Here is a 14,627-nt window from a genome sequence, read left to right as displayed (position 1 = left end):
GGGCTTGACCCAAGGATCCATTCTCCCGCAGAGCCCTATGGATCCTCGGGTCAAGCCCGAGGATGACGGAGGAGAGGTGGTGTGTTTCAGCCCAATGTCACAAGCGCTTTTTGCCGCGCGACGGTGATTTCAGCATTGCCCGACCCGTCAAAGGCCGATAGCTTTCCACGCGTTGCGGTACGTACCGCAAAACCTGTCCGATACCGAAAAGCAGACTGGCCGCCCGGCGCGGTCAGGTCCATGGGAGGAAGTCACCGATGAAGACGATCAAGGGCCCGGCCCTGTTTCTCGCGCAGTTCGCCGGCGATGCCGCGCCGTTCAATTCCTGGGACTCGATCACCAAATGGGCCGCCGATATCGGCTACAAGGGCGTGCAGGTCCCGACCTGGGATGCGCGCCTCATCGATCTGAAGAAGGCCGCGGAATCCAAGGCCTATTGCGACGAGTTCGCCGGCAAGGCGCGCGAAAACGGCGTCGAGGTCACCGAACTTTCCACCCATCTCCAGGGTCAGCTCGTCGCCGTGCATCCCGCCTATGACGAGGCCTTCGACGGCTTTGCGGCGCCGGAAGTGCGTGGCAATCCGAAGGCACGCCAGGCCTGGGCGGTGGAACAGGTGAAGATGGCGCTGACCGCCTCGAAGCATCTTGGCCTCGATGCCATGGCAAGTTTTTCGGGCGCGCTCGCCTGGCCCTTCGTCTATCCCTGGCCGCAGCGGCCGGCCGGTCTCGTCGAGACCGCCTTCGACGAGCTCGCGAAGCGCTGGAAGCCGATCCTCGACCGTGCGGAGGACAACGGCGTCGACGTGTGCTACGAGATCCATCCGGGCGAGGACCTGCACGACGGCATTACCTATGAGATGTTCCTGGAGCGCACCGGCAACCATGCCCGTGCCTGCATGCTCTACGACCCGTCGCACTATGTGCTGCAGTGCCTCGACTATCTCGACAATATCGACATCTACAAAGACCGCATCCGCATGTTCCATGTGAAGGATGCCGAGTTCAACCCGACCGGCCGGCAGGGCGTCTATGGCGGCTACCAGGGCTGGGTCAACCGCGCCGGCCGCTTCCGCTCGCTCGGAGATGGTCAGGTGGATTTCGGCGCCGTCTTCTCCAAGATGGCCGCCAACGACTTTGCCGGCTGGGCCGTGGTCGAATGGGAATGCGCGTTGAAACATCCGGAAGACGGTGCGCGCGAGGGTGCGGAATTCGTCAAGGCGCATATCATCCGCGTGACGGAAAAGGCCTTTGACGACTTCGCCGACGCCGGCACCGATGAGGCGGCCAACCGCCGCATGCTCGGACTTTAAGGAGGAATACCCCATGGCAATCGAAGGAAGCGCAAGCGAAGCGCGGGAGAGCCGCATTCGGCTCGGCATGGTCGGCGGCGGCTCCGGCGCCTTCATCGGCGCGGTGCACCGCTTTGCCGCCCGGCTCGACGATCACTATGAACTCGTCGCCGGTGCGCTGTCGTCCTCGGCGGAAAAGGCCGTGCAGTCGGCGCGCGAACTCGGGCTCGATCCGTCGCGCAGCTATGGCAGCTTCAAGGAAATGGCGATCCGCGAGGCGAAGCTGAAGAACGGCATCGAGGCGGTGGCGATCGTCACGCCGAACCACGTGCATTACGAGGCGGCGAAGGAGTTTCTGAAGCGCGGCATCCACGTCATCTGCGACAAGCCGCTGACCTCGACGCTGTCGGACGCCCGCAAGCTGAAGAAGCTGGCGGAAGAGAGCGGCGCGCTCTTCGTGCTCACCCACAATTACACCGGCTATCCGATGGTTCGCCAGGCGCGCGAGATGATCGCCAATGGCGAACTCGGCACGATCCGCCTCGTGCAGATGGAATATCCGCAGGACTGGCTGACGGAAGACATCGAGAGTAGCGGCCAGAAACAGGCCGCCTGGCGCACGGACCCGGCGAAATCGGGCGCGGGCGGTTCCACCGGCGATATCGGCACCCATGCCTACAATCTCGGCTGCTTCGTCTCCGGCCTCGACCTCGCCGAGCTTTCCGCCGATCTCGACAGTTTCGTGCCGGGCCGCCGGCTCGATGACAATGCTCATGTCATGATGCGCTTCAAGGAAAAGGACGGTGTCGCCGCCAAGGGCATGCTCTGGTGCAGCCAGGTGGCGCCCGGCCATGAGAACGGCCTGAAGGTGCGCGTCTACGGCACCAAGGGCGGCATCGAATGGGTGCAGGCCGATCCGAACTACCTGTGGTACACGCCGTTCGGCGAGCCGAAGCGCCTGATCACCCGCAACGGTGCCGGCTCCGGTGCCGCTGCCGCGCGCATGAGCCGCGTGCCCTCCGGCCATCCGGAAGGCTATCTCGAAGGCTTCGCCAACATTTATTCGGAAGCCGCGCGCGCCATCCATGCCAAGCGCAAGGGTGCCGCGGTCGATCCCGCGGTCGTCTATCCGACGGTGGATGATGGGCTCAAGGGCATGGTCTTCGTCGATGCCTGCGTGCAGTCCTCGAAGAAGAATGGCGCCTGGGTGAAGGTCTGAGACAAGCCGCCGGCTGCCGCGTCATCGCGGCGGCCGGTCTTCCCGTCAGGGAAAAATGCTGCCGAGGCGCAGCACCAGTTTCTTGTCGAACAGGTGGCCGCGGTCGTACATCCAGTTCAGCGCGTCGCGCGTCGTCCATGGCCGCTTGTAGGGGCGCGTGCTGGTCAGCGCCTCGAAGACGTCGCAGACGGTGGCGAGGCGTATTTCCGGGCTGAGCTGTTCGGCCTTGAGGCCGAGCGGGTAGCCGCTGCCGTCGAGCATCTCGTGGTGATAGCGGCAAATGTCGAGCACCGTTTCGGAGACGTTGCCTTGTTTCGTCAGCAATCGGTAGCCGATCTCCGGATGGCCGCGCACCAGGCGTCTTTCGTCCGTGTCGAGCCCGCCCTTCTTGTTGAGGATGGCGTTCGGCACCATCAGCTTGCCGACATCGTGCAGCAGGCCGGCGACGCCCAGCTCCCGCACCGCGCCGTCCTCGTAATGCATCAGGCGGGCGAGCCGCATCATCAGTGCGCTGACCGCCAGCGAATGCACATAGGTGCCTTCGTCCTTGGTCTTCAGCCGCGTGACCTTCAGAAAGATGTCCGGCGCTGCGTCGATGCGGTCGGAAATATCGTCGGCGACCGGCCCGAGCGCTTCGATTTCGAGCCGGCCGGCTTGGGCGGCGGCAAAACTCTCGCGCAGCGACCGGGCGGACTGCGCCACCGTCTCGGTGGTGAGCTTGCGCTCCTCGGCCTGCTTTTGCGCGGGCGAGAGGGCGGTGGCCGTGTCGATGTCGACGGTGCTCTTCTGCGGATTGACCAGCGCATAGGCGGCGGAGGTGGCGAGGATGGCGCGCACGGTCTCATCGGACTGCACGAGGAACCGCCGGTCCGAAAACTCGGCGTTTGGGCATTCCACCGATTCCACGAACATGCCCTTGCGGACAAGATGCTTTGGAATTCGCCGTACCACGTAAGTGTCTCCGTCCCAAGCCTTGGGCACTTTAAACAGCAGGGTCCTAACCTTCGTTTAAGGAATGGTTGATTTATACGCGCCCGGGTGAGGTGGATTGACGGCGGGCAATCCAGTTGCGCAGGGCATGAAGACCATTGATTTTTGCTTACAACGGCAATACTGCAACGTTGCAGTAGGCTTGCGGGCACTCTTCCCGCCATATTTCAGAGACGATGACGATGGATCCCAAAACCCTTGCCGGACGTTTTCCCGGTGATTTCGTGTTCGGCGTGGCGACGGCCGCCTTCCAGATCGAGGGGGCGACGAAGACCGATGGCCGCAAGCCGTCGATCTGGGATGCCTTTTCCAACATGCCGGGCCGGGTCTTCGGACGGCACAATGGTGATGTCGCCTGCGACCACTACAACAGGCTGGAGGAAGACCTCGACCTCATCCAGTCGCTTGGTGTCGAGGCCTATCGTTTCTCCACCGCCTGGCCGCGCATCATTCCGGAAGGCACCGGGCCGATAAACGAGAAGGGGCTGGATTTCTACGACCGCCTCGTCGACGGTCTGAAGGCGCGCGGCATCAAGGCTTTTGCGACGCTCTACCACTGGGACCTGCCGCTGATGCTGGCCGGCGACGGCGGCTGGACGGCGCGACAGACGGCCTATGCCTTCCAGCGTTACGCAAAGAACGTCATCGCCCGGCTCGGCGACCGGCTGGATGCGGTGGCGACCTTCAACGAGCCCTGGTGCTCCGTCTGGCTCAGCCATCTCTACGGCATCCACGCGCCCGGCGAGCGCAATATGGATGCGGCGCTGCACGCACTCCACTTTACCAACCTGGCGCACGGCCTCGGCGTCGCGGCCATCCGCTCCGAGCGGCCGTCGCTTCCCGTCGGCCTCGTGCTGAATGCCCATTCCATCCATGCCGGCAGCGACGATGCGGCGGATCAGGCCGCCGCCGCCCGCGCCTTCGATTTCCACAACGGCGTCTTCTTCGGCCCGGTCTTCAAGGGCGAATATCCGGCATCCTTCCTCTCCGCGCTCGGCCACCGCATGCCGGCACTCGAGCCGGGCGACATGGAAACGATCAGCCAGAAGCTCGATTGGTGGGGCCTCAATTATTATACGCCGATGCGCGTTTCAAACGATCCGGCCGAGGGCGCGGAGTTCCCGGCGACGGTGCCGGCCCCGCCGGTGGCCGACGTGAAGACCGATATCGGCTGGGAGGTTTTTGCTCCCGCACTCGGCGATCTCATCCGCGAGCTCAATGCGGATTACACGCTGCCGGACTGCTACATCACGGAAAACGGTGCCTGCTACAATATGGGCATCGAGGACGGCGTGATCGACGACCAGCCGCGCCTCGACTACATCGCCGAGCATCTCGCCATCACGGCGGACCTGATCGGCGAGGGCTACCCGATGCGCGGTTATTTCGCCTGGAGCCTGATGGACAATTTCGAGTGGGCGGAAGGCTATCGCATGCGCTTCGGCATCGTGCATGTGGACTACGAGACGCAGCTTCGCACGATAAAGAAGAGCGGCCACTGGTATGCAGCACTTGCCGGCCAGTTCCCGAAGGGCAACCACCGCACGACCTGAGGCTGTTATCCCTCGCATTGTCGCCTGTAGCGTAAAGGATTCATAACGGTTCTGCCGCATCATCGCAGCTTGGTCGGAGAAGACGATGCTGCGACTTGCGCGCCACCTTTCTGGCATGATCGGCGCCCGACGACTTGCGGTCGTCCTGGGCGTGCTCGCGTCGTTTGCCGTCGTCGTCAGCCTTGCCACCATCCTCGTCATGATGGCGCTCGGTTTCCTCGCGACCCGGGCGAACGAACTCGACCAGGAACGCACGCGCCAGACGGTGTTCGGCGCTCTCTCCTCCATGCGCAGTTCCATGGTCACCACCGTGCGCGACTATTCGGTGTGGGACGATGCGGTAACGGCCGTCTACGGTGACGTGGACATGCCCTGGCTCACCACCAATATGGGGCTCGCGACAGAAGGCGGCCCGCTTTTCGATACGATTTTTATCGTCGATGAGAAGGGCGGCACCATGCTCGCCTACCGCGACGGCGCACCCTTCGAGGCGGATGCGCGCACCTATGGCGGCGCGGCCTTCGTGGAGATGCACCGCAAGATCCTCCATGCGGGGCTGGAGCCGGGCGAGGAACTGGGCGCCTTCCTGCAAACGCCGGACGGGCCGGCGGTCGCCGCCGTCTCCGCCATCCGCTCGGTATCCGATGCGGTGAAGGCGCCGGCGGATGCGCTGCGCACGCTCTTCATCATCCGCCACCTGACGCCGGCGCGTATCGCGCGCATCGCCGAAAACTTTTTGATCTCCGGCCTGATGCTGAAAGAGGGGGCTGCCGAGGCGCACAATGGCGTGGTCCTGATCGATCCTGACGGCAAGACGCTCGGCTTCCTCTCCTGGACGCCGGATGCGCCCGGCGACAAGAGTTACGCGCAGGTGCGCCCGCTCGTCCTGCTGGCGCTTGCCGGCGTGGTCTTCTTCTTCGCGCTGCTCGTGCTGACAGGCGCCGCCTTCGCGATCCGCCTCAAGGCCGATGAGAACACGGCGCGCAACCAGGCGCTGACCGATCGGCTGAGCGGGCTCAGGAACCGCACCGGCCTCTATCTCGGCCTTGACGAGCTGAACGCCCGCGCGATCGTCGAGACGCAAGACGTGGTGATGCTCTATCTCGACCTCGACGGCTTCAAGGACGTCAACGATTTTTATGGCCATGCGGTCGGCGACCGGCTGATCCGCGGGGTTTCGGCCGGGCTGTCCCGCCTCGTGCCGGCAAAGGCGATGCTCGCCCGCATCGGCGGCGACGAGTTCGCCATCGTCTTCCTCGACAGTGCCGACGGCGGAGAGGCCGAGCGCCTCACCCGCTCCATCCTCGATTTCTTCTCCGAGCCCTTCGCGATCGGCGAGCGCATCGCCGTCGTCGGCGCCAGCATCGGGCTTGCCGTCTCGCGCAAGGGTGCGGTCCTGGGCGAGGAATTGCTGCGCCGCGCCGACGTTGCCATGTACCGGGCGAAACATGCCGGGCGCGGGCGCGCCATGCGCTACGAAACGCTGATGGACGACGATCGCGACGAGCGGCGCGAGATGGAGGATGCGCTGCGCGCGGCCGTGGTGCGCGGCGAGATCGACGTGGTGTTCCAGCCGATCGTCAGGGCGCGGGGGCGCGAGATCTGCGGCGTCGAGGCGCTCGCCCGCTGGTATCGCGGGGGAACGGTGTCGGTGCCGCCGGATGTCTTCATTCCGCTGGCGGAAGCGACCGGCGTGATCGACGCGCTCGGGCCGCTTGTGCTGCGCCGCGCCTGCGAGGCGGCGCGCAACTGGCCGGAGATCGGCATTTCGATCAATGTCTCGCCGGCGCAGTTCCGCAATCCCTATTTCCCGGAGCAGGCGCTCGGCCTCATCGAGGCCACGGGCATAGAGCCGTCGCGGGTGACGCTGGAGATCACCGAGGGCTATTTCATCCAGAATCCCGGCCGCGCCAAGCTCGTCATGGACCGGCTGAAGGCCGGCGGCGTGCGCATCGCGCTCGACGATTTCGGCGCCGGCTTCTCCAGCATCGGCTATCTCATCCGCTTCGGCTTCGATCGCTTGAAGATCGACCGGTCGCTGACCATCGCCGGCGAACAATCGGCCAAGGGTGCTGCAATGCTGCAGGCGACGGTGGCGCTCGCCACTTCCTTCGACATGCCCGTCACGGCGGAAGGTGTGGAGACCGCAGAGCAGGCCGCCTTCCTGCATCTGTGCGGCTGCGACCAGCTCCAGGGCTATTTTTTCGCCCGGCCGATGAGCGAGAAGGCGATCGGTGAATTGTTGGCTCTGCCGACCGACATTCAGGCCGTGGCCGGCTGATCCTATTTGCCGAGGTGACGTTCGCCGCGCTTCTTGGCGAGGTCCATCTGCTTTTGCCGTTGGCGGAAGCGCAGGCGGTCCTCTTCGCTGCGGGTGGCATAACAATGCGGACAGGAGACGCCGGCCTCGTAGAGCGGCGAGGCGATTACCTCGGCGGTCAGCGGATGACGGCAGGCGCGGCAGAGCTTGTGATCGCCTTCTTCCAGCCCGTGCAGCACGGAGACGCGCTCGTCGAAGACGAAGCAGGCGCCTTCCCAGAGGCTTTCCTCCTCCGGCACCTCTTCGAGATATTTCAGGATGCCGCCCTTGAGGTGGAAAACCTCGTCGAAACCCTGCTCCTTCATGAAGGCCGTCGCCTTCTCGCAGCGGATGCCGCCGGTGCAGTACATGGCGATCTTCGGCTTGTTGTGCAGGCCGGTATTGTTGCGCACCCAGTCGGGAAACTCGCGGAACGTCTTGGTGTTCGGGTCGACCGCGCCCTTGAACATGCCGATCGCCGTCTCGTAGTCGTTGCGCGTGTCGATGACGATGGTGTCCGGATCGGAGATCAGCGCGTTCCAGTCCGCGGGCGCCACATAGGTGCCGACGGAGCGCGTGGGGTCGATGTCCTCGACGCCCATGGTGACGATTTCCTTCTTGAGCCGTACCTTCATGCGCAGGAACGGCATGTCGGCGGCAAAGCTCTCCTTGTGCTCCAGCCCGGAGAATTCCGGCTGGCCGCGCAGGAAGGCGAGCACCGTGCGGATGCCGGCATGCGGACCGGCGATCGTGCCGTTGATGCCTTCATGAGCGAGAAGCAGCGTGCCGCGCACGCCGTTTTCCTCGCAGAGCGCCTGCAAGGGCTCGCGCAGTTCCGCGAAACGCGGCACGGAGACGAAATGATAGAGCGCGGCAACCAGGTAGCCGCTGTCCTCGGGTGAGAAAATCTCGTTTGTCATGAGCCGCCACATACAGCTTTGGCGCATTTCAGGCAATGCGGCGCTTGCAGCTCAGGCGAGCTGGTGCAGGCTCGCGCCGTTGCTGGCGCCGAGCGCCATGGATTGATTGGAATATCGGTTTTCGCCGGTCACCTCGCGGCCCACCCAGTTCGGCAGGTCCGGCTCGTCGTGGATCGAGGCCAGCTCGACCTCTGCGATCACCAGGCCGCGATGAGCGCCGCCATAGACGTCGACCTCCCAGACATGGCCCTCGTGCGGCACCCTGTAGCGCACCTTCTCGATGACATTGCCGATCGCGTGGCGCAGCATGTCCTCGGCCTCGTCGCGGTCGATATCATATTCGTATTCGTCGCGAACGAGCACGGCATGGCCGATTTTGAGGGTTATGCGCGCCTTTCCGTTGCCGAAGATGCGGACGCGAAGCGACCTGTCATCCTGGGCGACGATATAGGCCTGCCGCATGGCGATGCCTTCATCTGCGAAGGTGCGCCACCGCTGGCCGGACACCAGGAACTTCCGCTCGATCTCTTTTGCCATAGGCACGCTTTCGCTGTTTGAGACTGGCTTAAGGCGACGGGCAGACTACACGATAAGTGTGTCATGACAAGTCCATGAATCTTGCTTTAAGCTCGACAGGACGTCGCAGACGCGCTATTCGGATTTCAATTTCAATCGTTTTAAAAGGTCATGCCATGAGCGAGAAGAACGCCAAGCTCCTTTCCGTCCTGAAGCTGCAGCCGGTGGTGCCGGTGCTGGTCATCGATGACGTCAAGACGGCCGTTCCGCTGGCGCGCGCACTGGTCGCCGGCGGGTTGAAGGCGATCGAGATCACCCTGCGCACGCCGGCCGCCCTGGAGGCGATCCGCGCCGTCGCCAACGAGGTCGAGGGTGCCGTCGCCGGTGCCGGCACCATCCTCAATGCCGCGCAGTTCGAGGCGGCCGTGGAAGCCGGCTCGCAGTTCATCGTCAGCCCAGGCACGACGCAGGAACTGATCGACGCGGCTCACGATTCCGACATTCCGCTGCTGCCGGGCGCGGCGACCGCCAGCGAGGTCATGGGCCTTCGCGAGGAGGGCTACCAGGTGCTGAAGTTCTTCCCGGCCGAACAGGCGGGCGGGGCCGCCTACCTCAAGTCGCTGTCCTCGCCGCTGGCCGGCACGCTGTTCTGCCCGACGGGCGGCATCTCGCTGTCGAATGCCCGCGACTATCTCTCGCTGCCGAACGTCGTCTGCGTCGGCGGTTCCTGGGTCGCGCCGAAGGACCTCGTCGCCAAGGGCGACTGGGCCGGCATCACCAAGCTTGCCGCGGAAGCCGCAGCGCTCAAGGGCTGAGGCCCAAGTTCAATGGATTTGCAAGCGGGCGGCCTTTGGTCGCCCGTTATGCGTTTGTAATTGAGGGCGTGCATTCCTATCTTGCCTTCCAGTCGGCCCTGACAAGAGAACAAGCGAAACGGAGACGCCCTATGTTTGACGCCAAGAAGTTGCTTGACCAATTCCTCGGTTCCCAGGTGCCCGGCGCCGGCGGATCCGTGCGCGACCGCGCCGGCCAGGTCACCCAGCTCGCCAAGGACAATCCGCTCGCCTCGATCGCCATTGCCGGCGTTCTGCTCGGCACGGGCACCGGCCGCCAGGTGGCGGGCTCCGCGCTGAAGCTTGGCAGCCTCGCCGCCATCGCCGGCCTCGGCTACCAAGCCTACAAGAACTACCAGGCCGGCCAGAACCCCGTCGAGACGACGCAGGGCACCACGCCGGAACTGCTGCCGCCGCCGAGCGATTCCGGCTTTCACCCCGAAGCCGTCAGCACCGATTTCGCCCTCATCCTCGTGCGCGCCATGATCGCCGCCTCGCGTGCCGATGGCCATATTGACGAGGCCGAGCGCGCCCGCATCATGGACAAGCTGAAGGTTTCGGGCCTCGGCGCCGATGCCGCGCAGTTCCTGGAAGAGGAGCTTGCCAATCCGGTCGATCTCGATGCGATCATATCCGCCGCCACGAGCGAAGAGCAGCGCGTCGAGCTCTACACCGCCTCGCGCCTTGCCATCGAGCCGAAGTCGCGCGCCGAGCGCGGCTATCTCGACCTGCTCGCCGGCCGCCTCAACCTGCCGGATGCGCTGGTCGACCATATCGAAGCGACGGTTTCCGCCGCCACCGTCTAGGTTTGTGAGGGGAGCGGCCGAACGCCGCTCCCCGCTTTCGACATTGCGTGCGCCCGCCGGCTGCTCTATCCCTTCGGCAAAGATCGAAGGAGGATTTTCATGCGCGACCTCAAGGATTGGAAAGGCTGCCCGCCGCCGGCGCCCGTTGCCCTCGAAGGCCGCACGGTGCGCCTCGAGCCCTATGATCGTGCAAAACACCTCCAGGCAATGTGGGATGCGTTCGGCGGCATGCAGATCAATCCGCTGTTGAAATATTTCGCGCAGGACGATTTCACCGGCATCGAGGGCTTCGACGCCTGGTCCGAGGGCGTCATCAAGTCCGGTTGGGTGCGCGAGGTCATCATCGACAAGGCGAACGACAAGGTCGTCGGCATGGCGCATTACATGCGGCCCGATCCGGCAAACGGCGTCGTCGAGATCGGCGGCATCGCGCATGGCGGCGCCATGTCCCGCTCGCCGCTCTCCACCGAGGCGCAGTATCTGCTCGCCAAGCACGTCTTCGAGGATCTCGGCTATCGCCGCTACGAATGGAAATGCGACAATCGCAACGAGCCGAGCAAGCGCACCGCCACCCGCCTCGGCTTCACCTTCGAGGGCGTCTTCCGGCAGCACATGCTGTCGAAGCGCGAGAACCGCGACACCGCCTGGTTCTCGATCATCGACGGCGAATGGCCTGTTGTCGCCAGGGCCTTCGACGCCTGGTTGTCGCCGGATAATTTTGATGCGGACGGCCAGCAGAAGCGCAAGCTCGAAGATATACGCGCCGGGTTGTCGGCATGAGCGGGGAGCGCAAGGCCAAGTCGCCGGCGCTGGCGGCGCTCTTCATCCTGCTGGGAACGGCGGTGGCCTTCTATTTCCTGCCGCGCATCATGGTCGCGCTCGGCGACGTCTCGCCGTGGCTCGCGGGCATATTCGGCACGCTGCTCGTGCTCGGCTTCTTCCTGCTGTTCTGGCTCCGGGCGCGCTACCAGCGCAACCACGAGAACTAGGCCTGTAGGCGATCGTCCGCGAACTGCTATAGTGCCGCGTTTAATCACTAACGTGGAGGTCGAAATGAAGGGCACCGTAACGACGGTAGAATTGCCGCCGCGCTCTTTGGTCCTCGCTCAGCTTGCTGCTTTGGCGGAAGGCACTCTCTCGCCTGATGATGCAAGTAAGTGGGCAGAGACTTGGTTGCTTGCCGATCAGGTCACTGGAGCAGACTTACGAATAGAAGATTGGCCCGTGTGGAAAGCCATCAAGCTACTCGCGGGGGCGGACTTGCAAACCGAACCCGGCTCCTATCTCCATGGAACCGATGATTTCCGAGGCTGGCTTGAAAATTTGAGCGCTGCGCCGCTTCCACACGATAGATCCGCTCCTCACTGCTGAGTTTACGAATTAGGCCTGAAGCGAAGCTCCGAGCAGCAGCAGTCCCAGAACCATGACCAGAGCCGCGCCGCCGATCTCGATGGCGGTGCCGACGCGCAAGGCGGCGGAACCGTTGCCGGCGAAACGCACGGCCGCACCCTTGGCGGTGACGGCGAGTGTGGCGAGCGTCGAGACGGTGATGGCGGTGCCGATCGACATGGCGAAGACGGCGAGCAGTCCGCCGAGATAGAGGCCGTTCAGCAGCGCGAAGCTCAGCACGATGAGCGCGCCGGAGCAGGGGCGCAGCCCTACGGCGACGATCGCCGACCAGGCCTCGCGCAACGCAAAACGCTCGCCCTTCAGCAGTGACGGATCGGGCGCATGGGCATGGCCGCAGGTCGAGCAGATCTCGCCGGCATGATGGTCGTGGCCGTGATGATGGTCATGAACCTCGACGGCCTGTGCGCCGAGCGCGGAGGCGCGGCGCTGAGCCGGCCGCAGCTTCTTGAAGAGCAGCCAGGCGCCGAAGAGGGCGATCAGCGCATAGCTGCCGGTTTCGAGCGCGCGGGTGGCGTCGGTCATCGAAACGGTCGTGCCGCGCAGGAAGAGAAAGGCCGCGCCGACGAGCAGGATGGCGACCACGCCTTGCAGGATCGAGGAGAGGAACGAGAGCAGCACGCCGCGCTTCAGTTCCACCTCGTTTGCCAGCATGTAGGAGGAGATGACCGCCTTGCCATGGCCGGGGCCGGCGGCATGGAAGACACCGTAAGCGAAAGATAGCCCGACTAGCGTGGAGGCCGCCCACGGGTTGTCGCGCATATCCTTCAGCGCGCCGGTCATCAGCCGGTAGAAACCCTGCTGCTGCGCATTGATCCAGCCGAACAGGCTGCCGAAGGTGCCGGTCGTGTTGAAGCCCGGCTCGGCCGAGCCGATGCCGAGCGGGGATGCGGCGTGGGCGAGTGTTGCGGTCAGCGTGAAGGCAATCGCGAGAAAAGCGAGGTGGCGTGCGGGAAACACCCCCCTCTGGCCTGCCGGCCATCTCCCCCTCGAGGGGGGAGGTTGGATGGAGCGGCGTTCCCGCCCTTCTGGACGATGCAGTTTGAGCGAGGGTTTCGCGTCTTGCCGATCTCCCCCCTTGAGGGGGAGATGGCCGGCAGGCCAGAGGAGGGTAGCAGCAATGCGTCCGCGGGTCAGCATGTCATCTCCAGACGGGTGGCGAAGAGTTTCGACATGTCGGTGCCGGCGGGGTCGTTGAAGAAGGCTTCCGTCAGGCTGTCCTGGTTCTGGGCGAGCACTTCGTCGGCATCGGGCCGAACGACGGCGCGCTTGCAGGCGGAAAACTTGTCGCCCACGGCCACAAGATCGTCGTCCGAGGCGAAATCCATCGCGGCATACATGGTGGGGTCGTAGACGCCGAAGGTGAGCTTGCCCTTGAGCGGCATCGTCTCGACCGGCTTGACCGTGAAGAACATCAGGAGCTGGCCGTCCTTATAGTCCACATTGATCGCGTCAGGCTTGCCGACCTTGATGGTTTTTCCGTCCTCGGTGATCGTCGTGTAGTAGCTGAACTCTTCCAGCGATTCGAGAACCGTCCTGCCGACCTCGGCAAGCTCTTCCGGGTCGAGCGTCGCATTGCTGTTCTTGTCGAAGTCCAGCACGACGCTCGCCGAGAACATCTCGTCGAAACGCCAGACATGGCGCAGTTCGCTGACCGTGCCGTCCTCGCCCGCCACCACTTCCAGCCTTGCTTCCGCGAAGATATGCGGATGGGCGAGCGCCGCCGCCGGGGCGGCAAGCGCTGCTCCGGCAACGAGGAGGGGGAGGAATCGCATGGGTGTCAGTCCTCTCGCGGGCGTTCAGAATCGTCCGGTTGAATGTAACGCAATTGGGTCGGAATTGGGACTTATCAGGCCTCAATGCCGGGATTGCGACGGAACCAGGCGTGCAGGAAATCGACGAAGGTGCGCACCTTCGCGGGCAGGTAGCGGCGGTGTGGATAGATCGCGTAGATGCCGCGGTCGGTCGGCAGGTAATCTTCCAGGATCGAAACGATCTTGCCGGTTTCGAGGCAATGCCGGGCGATGAAGGCCGGCACCTGCGCGACGCCGAGCCCGCTTGCCGCCGCGCGCACGGCCGCCGTCGGACTGTTCACCTCGATATGGCCGCTGACCGGCACGGAAAAGCCGGCACCCTTCTCGTCGATGAAGCGCCAGTTGCTGTGCGACTTGCCGTTGGTGTCGATGATGCAGGGCAGGCGGGCGAGGTCGCTCGGATGGTCGATCGGGCCGGCCTGGGCGAGAAATTCCTCGCTGACGCAGATCTTCAGGAAGAAATCGCCGAGTTTTCGCGCGATGAGGGCGGAATCCTCCAGCCGCGTGATGCGGATCGCCACGTCGAACCCTTCTTCGACGAGATCGACGAATCGGTCGTCGGACACGATCTCGAGCGACAGTTCCGGATGTTCCTTGCCGAAATCGATGATCGACTGGCCGATATCGGCGTCGACGAAGGTGCGGGGCGCGGAAACCTTCAGCTTGCCGCGCAGGTCCGTGTTCTTCTCGCGCACGAGATCGGCGAGGTTGTCGATCTCTTTCAGGATATCGGAGGCGGTGCGGTAATAGGTGTGGCCGGCCTCGGTCATCGAGAACTGGCGGGTGGTGCGATTGAGCAGGAGCGTGCCGAGTTCGTCCTCCAGTTCGCGCACATATTTGGATAATAGCGCCTTGGATCGGCCGGTCCTGCGCGAGGCGGCGGAAAAGCCTTCGGCGTCGATGACGTCGATGAAGGCCCGTATTCGGGTCAGAGTATCCATGTGTCCCCACGCGGCTGCGGCCGAAACGGTGGCCGGTGCG

Annotated in this window: 16 protein-coding genes; 9 read left to right on the top strand and 7 right to left on the bottom strand. The window is 64.2% G+C overall.

Going from position 1 to position 14,627, the window contains the following annotated elements; translation table 11 throughout:
• Positions 1-86 precede the first annotated feature (86 nt).
• Entirely contained in the window at positions 87-242 is a 156-nt protein-coding gene (locus tag VGN93_RS19355) for a hypothetical protein (RefSeq protein WP_327508712.1), read from the bottom strand.
• 15 nt (positions 243-257) lie between these two features.
• Here VGN93_RS19355 and VGN93_RS19350 point away from each other — a divergent pair, with 15 nt between their 5' ends.
• Together VGN93_RS19350 and VGN93_RS19345 are read left to right on the top strand one after the other, a co-directional pair.
• Positions 258-1,310 carry a sugar phosphate isomerase/epimerase gene (locus tag VGN93_RS19350; RefSeq protein WP_327508711.1) on the top strand — a complete coding sequence of 351 codons (1,053 nt, stop codon included), beginning with the start codon at positions 258-260 and terminating at the stop codon, positions 1,308-1,310.
• Between the two features lie 13 nt (positions 1,311-1,323).
• Positions 1,324-2,508 (top strand): Gfo/Idh/MocA family oxidoreductase, encoded by a 1,185-nt coding sequence (locus tag VGN93_RS19345; RefSeq protein ID WP_327508710.1) that lies wholly within the window; start codon positions 1,324-1,326, stop codon positions 2,506-2,508.
• Between the two features lie 45 nt (positions 2,509-2,553).
• Here VGN93_RS19345 and VGN93_RS19340 read toward each other — a convergent pair whose 3' ends face one another.
• Complete coding sequence (locus tag VGN93_RS19340; protein ID WP_327508709.1) at positions 2,554-3,459, bottom strand: HD domain-containing phosphohydrolase; 906 nt, start codon at positions 3,457-3,459, stop codon at positions 2,554-2,556.
• Positions 3,460-3,680: 221 nt separating this feature from the next.
• Between VGN93_RS19340 and VGN93_RS19335 the strand changes: the two genes are divergently transcribed.
• Together VGN93_RS19335 and VGN93_RS19330 are read left to right on the top strand one after the other, a co-directional pair.
• Positions 3,681-5,051, top strand: a complete 1,371-nt coding sequence (locus tag VGN93_RS19335) for a GH1 family beta-glucosidase (protein WP_414714110.1) — start codon at positions 3,681-3,683, stop codon at positions 5,049-5,051.
• Positions 5,052-5,136: 85 nt separating this feature from the next.
• The gene (locus VGN93_RS19330) at positions 5,137-7,332 is read left to right on the top strand and encodes a bifunctional diguanylate cyclase/phosphodiesterase (protein ID WP_327508707.1); all 2,196 of its coding nucleotides are present in this window, start codon (positions 5,137-5,139) and stop codon (positions 7,330-7,332) included.
• A 2-nt stretch (positions 7,333-7,334) separates the two neighbouring features.
• On the opposite strand, the gene VGN93_RS19325 is transcribed toward VGN93_RS19330, so the two are convergent.
• Together VGN93_RS19325 and VGN93_RS19320 are read right to left on the bottom strand one after the other, a co-directional pair.
• Positions 7,335-8,270 carry a rhodanese-related sulfurtransferase gene (locus tag VGN93_RS19325; protein WP_327508706.1) on the bottom strand — a complete coding sequence of 312 codons (936 nt, stop codon included), beginning with the start codon at positions 8,268-8,270 and terminating at the stop codon, positions 7,335-7,337.
• A gap of 51 nt (positions 8,271-8,321) precedes the next feature.
• Positions 8,322-8,807 (bottom strand): CYTH domain-containing protein, encoded by a 486-nt coding sequence (locus VGN93_RS19320; RefSeq protein ID WP_327508705.1) that lies wholly within the window; start codon positions 8,805-8,807, stop codon positions 8,322-8,324.
• A 155-nt stretch (positions 8,808-8,962) separates the two neighbouring features.
• Between VGN93_RS19320 and VGN93_RS19315 the strand changes: the two genes are divergently transcribed.
• The 5 genes from VGN93_RS19315 (at position 8,963) to VGN93_RS19295 (ending at position 11,796) form a co-directional block, all read left to right on the top strand.
• Entirely contained in the window at positions 8,963-9,601 is a 639-nt protein-coding gene (locus VGN93_RS19315) for a 2-dehydro-3-deoxy-phosphogluconate aldolase (protein WP_327508704.1), read from the top strand.
• A 131-nt stretch (positions 9,602-9,732) separates the two neighbouring features.
• Positions 9,733-10,425, top strand: a complete 693-nt coding sequence (locus tag VGN93_RS19310; protein WP_327508703.1) for a tellurite resistance TerB family protein — start codon at positions 9,733-9,735, stop codon at positions 10,423-10,425.
• A gap of 99 nt (positions 10,426-10,524) precedes the next feature.
• Positions 10,525-11,205: a GNAT family protein gene (locus tag VGN93_RS19305; RefSeq protein WP_327508702.1), complete on the top strand. Its 681-nt coding sequence runs from the start codon at positions 10,525-10,527 to the stop codon at positions 11,203-11,205.
• Entirely contained in the window at positions 11,202-11,414 is a 213-nt protein-coding gene (locus VGN93_RS19300; protein WP_319320570.1) for a hypothetical protein, read from the top strand. Before VGN93_RS19305 ends, VGN93_RS19300 begins: the two co-directional genes overlap by 4 nt.
• A 64-nt stretch (positions 11,415-11,478) precedes the next feature.
• A complete protein-coding gene (locus tag VGN93_RS19295; RefSeq protein ID WP_327508701.1) occupies positions 11,479-11,796 on the top strand; it encodes a hypothetical protein in 318 nt (105 codons plus the stop codon).
• Positions 11,797-11,805: 9 nt separating this feature from the next.
• On the opposite strand, the gene VGN93_RS19290 is transcribed toward VGN93_RS19295, so the two are convergent.
• The 3 genes from VGN93_RS19290 to VGN93_RS19280 all read right to left on the bottom strand — a co-directional run bounded on the left by VGN93_RS19290 (position 11,806) and on the right by VGN93_RS19280 (position 14,587).
• Positions 11,806-12,792, bottom strand: a complete 987-nt coding sequence (locus tag VGN93_RS19290) for a nickel/cobalt transporter (protein ID WP_327508700.1) — start codon at positions 12,790-12,792, stop codon at positions 11,806-11,808.
• Between the two features lie 173 nt (positions 12,793-12,965).
• Complete coding sequence (locus VGN93_RS19285; protein ID WP_327508699.1) at positions 12,966-13,607, bottom strand: DUF1007 family protein; 642 nt, start codon at positions 13,605-13,607, stop codon at positions 12,966-12,968.
• Between the two features lie 74 nt (positions 13,608-13,681).
• Positions 13,682-14,587, bottom strand: a complete 906-nt coding sequence (locus VGN93_RS19280; RefSeq protein WP_319320576.1) for a LysR family transcriptional regulator — start codon at positions 14,585-14,587, stop codon at positions 13,682-13,684.
• Positions 14,588-14,627: the final 40 nt, after the last annotated feature.

Origin of the sequence: Shinella sp. (assembly GCF_035998705.1) — a bacterium.
Classification (GTDB): Bacteria; Pseudomonadota; Alphaproteobacteria; order Rhizobiales; family Rhizobiaceae; genus Shinella.
The sequence above is the reverse complement of the archived record's forward strand: the minus strand, read 5'-3'. Positions and strand labels throughout refer to the sequence as shown.

Bases quoted from the DNA above. Each gene is read 5' to 3' on its own strand.
- VGN93_RS19280 (WP_319320576.1), bottom strand. From the start codon at position 14,587: ATGGATACTCTGACCCGAATACGGGCCTTCATCGACGTCATCGACGCC.
- VGN93_RS19345 (WP_327508710.1), top strand. From the start codon at position 1,324: ATGGCAATCGAAGGAAGCGCAAGCGAAGCGCGGGAGAGCCGCATTCGG.
- VGN93_RS19335 (WP_414714110.1), top strand. From the start codon at position 3,681: ATGGATCCCAAAACCCTTGCCGGACGTTTTCCCGGTGATTTCGTGTTC.
- VGN93_RS19320 (WP_327508705.1), bottom strand. From the start codon at position 8,807: ATGGCAAAAGAGATCGAGCGGAAGTTCCTGGTGTCCGGCCAGCGGTGG.
- VGN93_RS19315 (WP_327508704.1), top strand. From the start codon at position 8,963: ATGAGCGAGAAGAACGCCAAGCTCCTTTCCGTCCTGAAGCTGCAGCCG.
- VGN93_RS19285 (WP_327508699.1), bottom strand. From the start codon at position 13,607: ATGCGATTCCTCCCCCTCCTCGTTGCCGGAGCAGCGCTTGCCGCCCCG.
- VGN93_RS19295 (WP_327508701.1), top strand. From the start codon at position 11,479: ATGAAGGGCACCGTAACGACGGTAGAATTGCCGCCGCGCTCTTTGGTC.
- VGN93_RS19305 (WP_327508702.1), top strand. From the start codon at position 10,525: ATGCGCGACCTCAAGGATTGGAAAGGCTGCCCGCCGCCGGCGCCCGTT.
- VGN93_RS19350 (WP_327508711.1), top strand. From the start codon at position 258: ATGAAGACGATCAAGGGCCCGGCCCTGTTTCTCGCGCAGTTCGCCGGC.
- VGN93_RS19310 (WP_327508703.1), top strand. From the start codon at position 9,733: ATGTTTGACGCCAAGAAGTTGCTTGACCAATTCCTCGGTTCCCAGGTG.
- VGN93_RS19325 (WP_327508706.1), bottom strand. From the start codon at position 8,270: ATGACAAACGAGATTTTCTCACCCGAGGACAGCGGCTACCTGGTTGCC.
- VGN93_RS19355 (WP_327508712.1), bottom strand. From the start codon at position 242: ATGGACCTGACCGCGCCGGGCGGCCAGTCTGCTTTTCGGTATCGGACA.
- VGN93_RS19330 (WP_327508707.1), top strand. From the start codon at position 5,137: ATGCTGCGACTTGCGCGCCACCTTTCTGGCATGATCGGCGCCCGACGA.
- VGN93_RS19300 (WP_319320570.1), top strand. From the start codon at position 11,202: ATGAGCGGGGAGCGCAAGGCCAAGTCGCCGGCGCTGGCGGCGCTCTTC.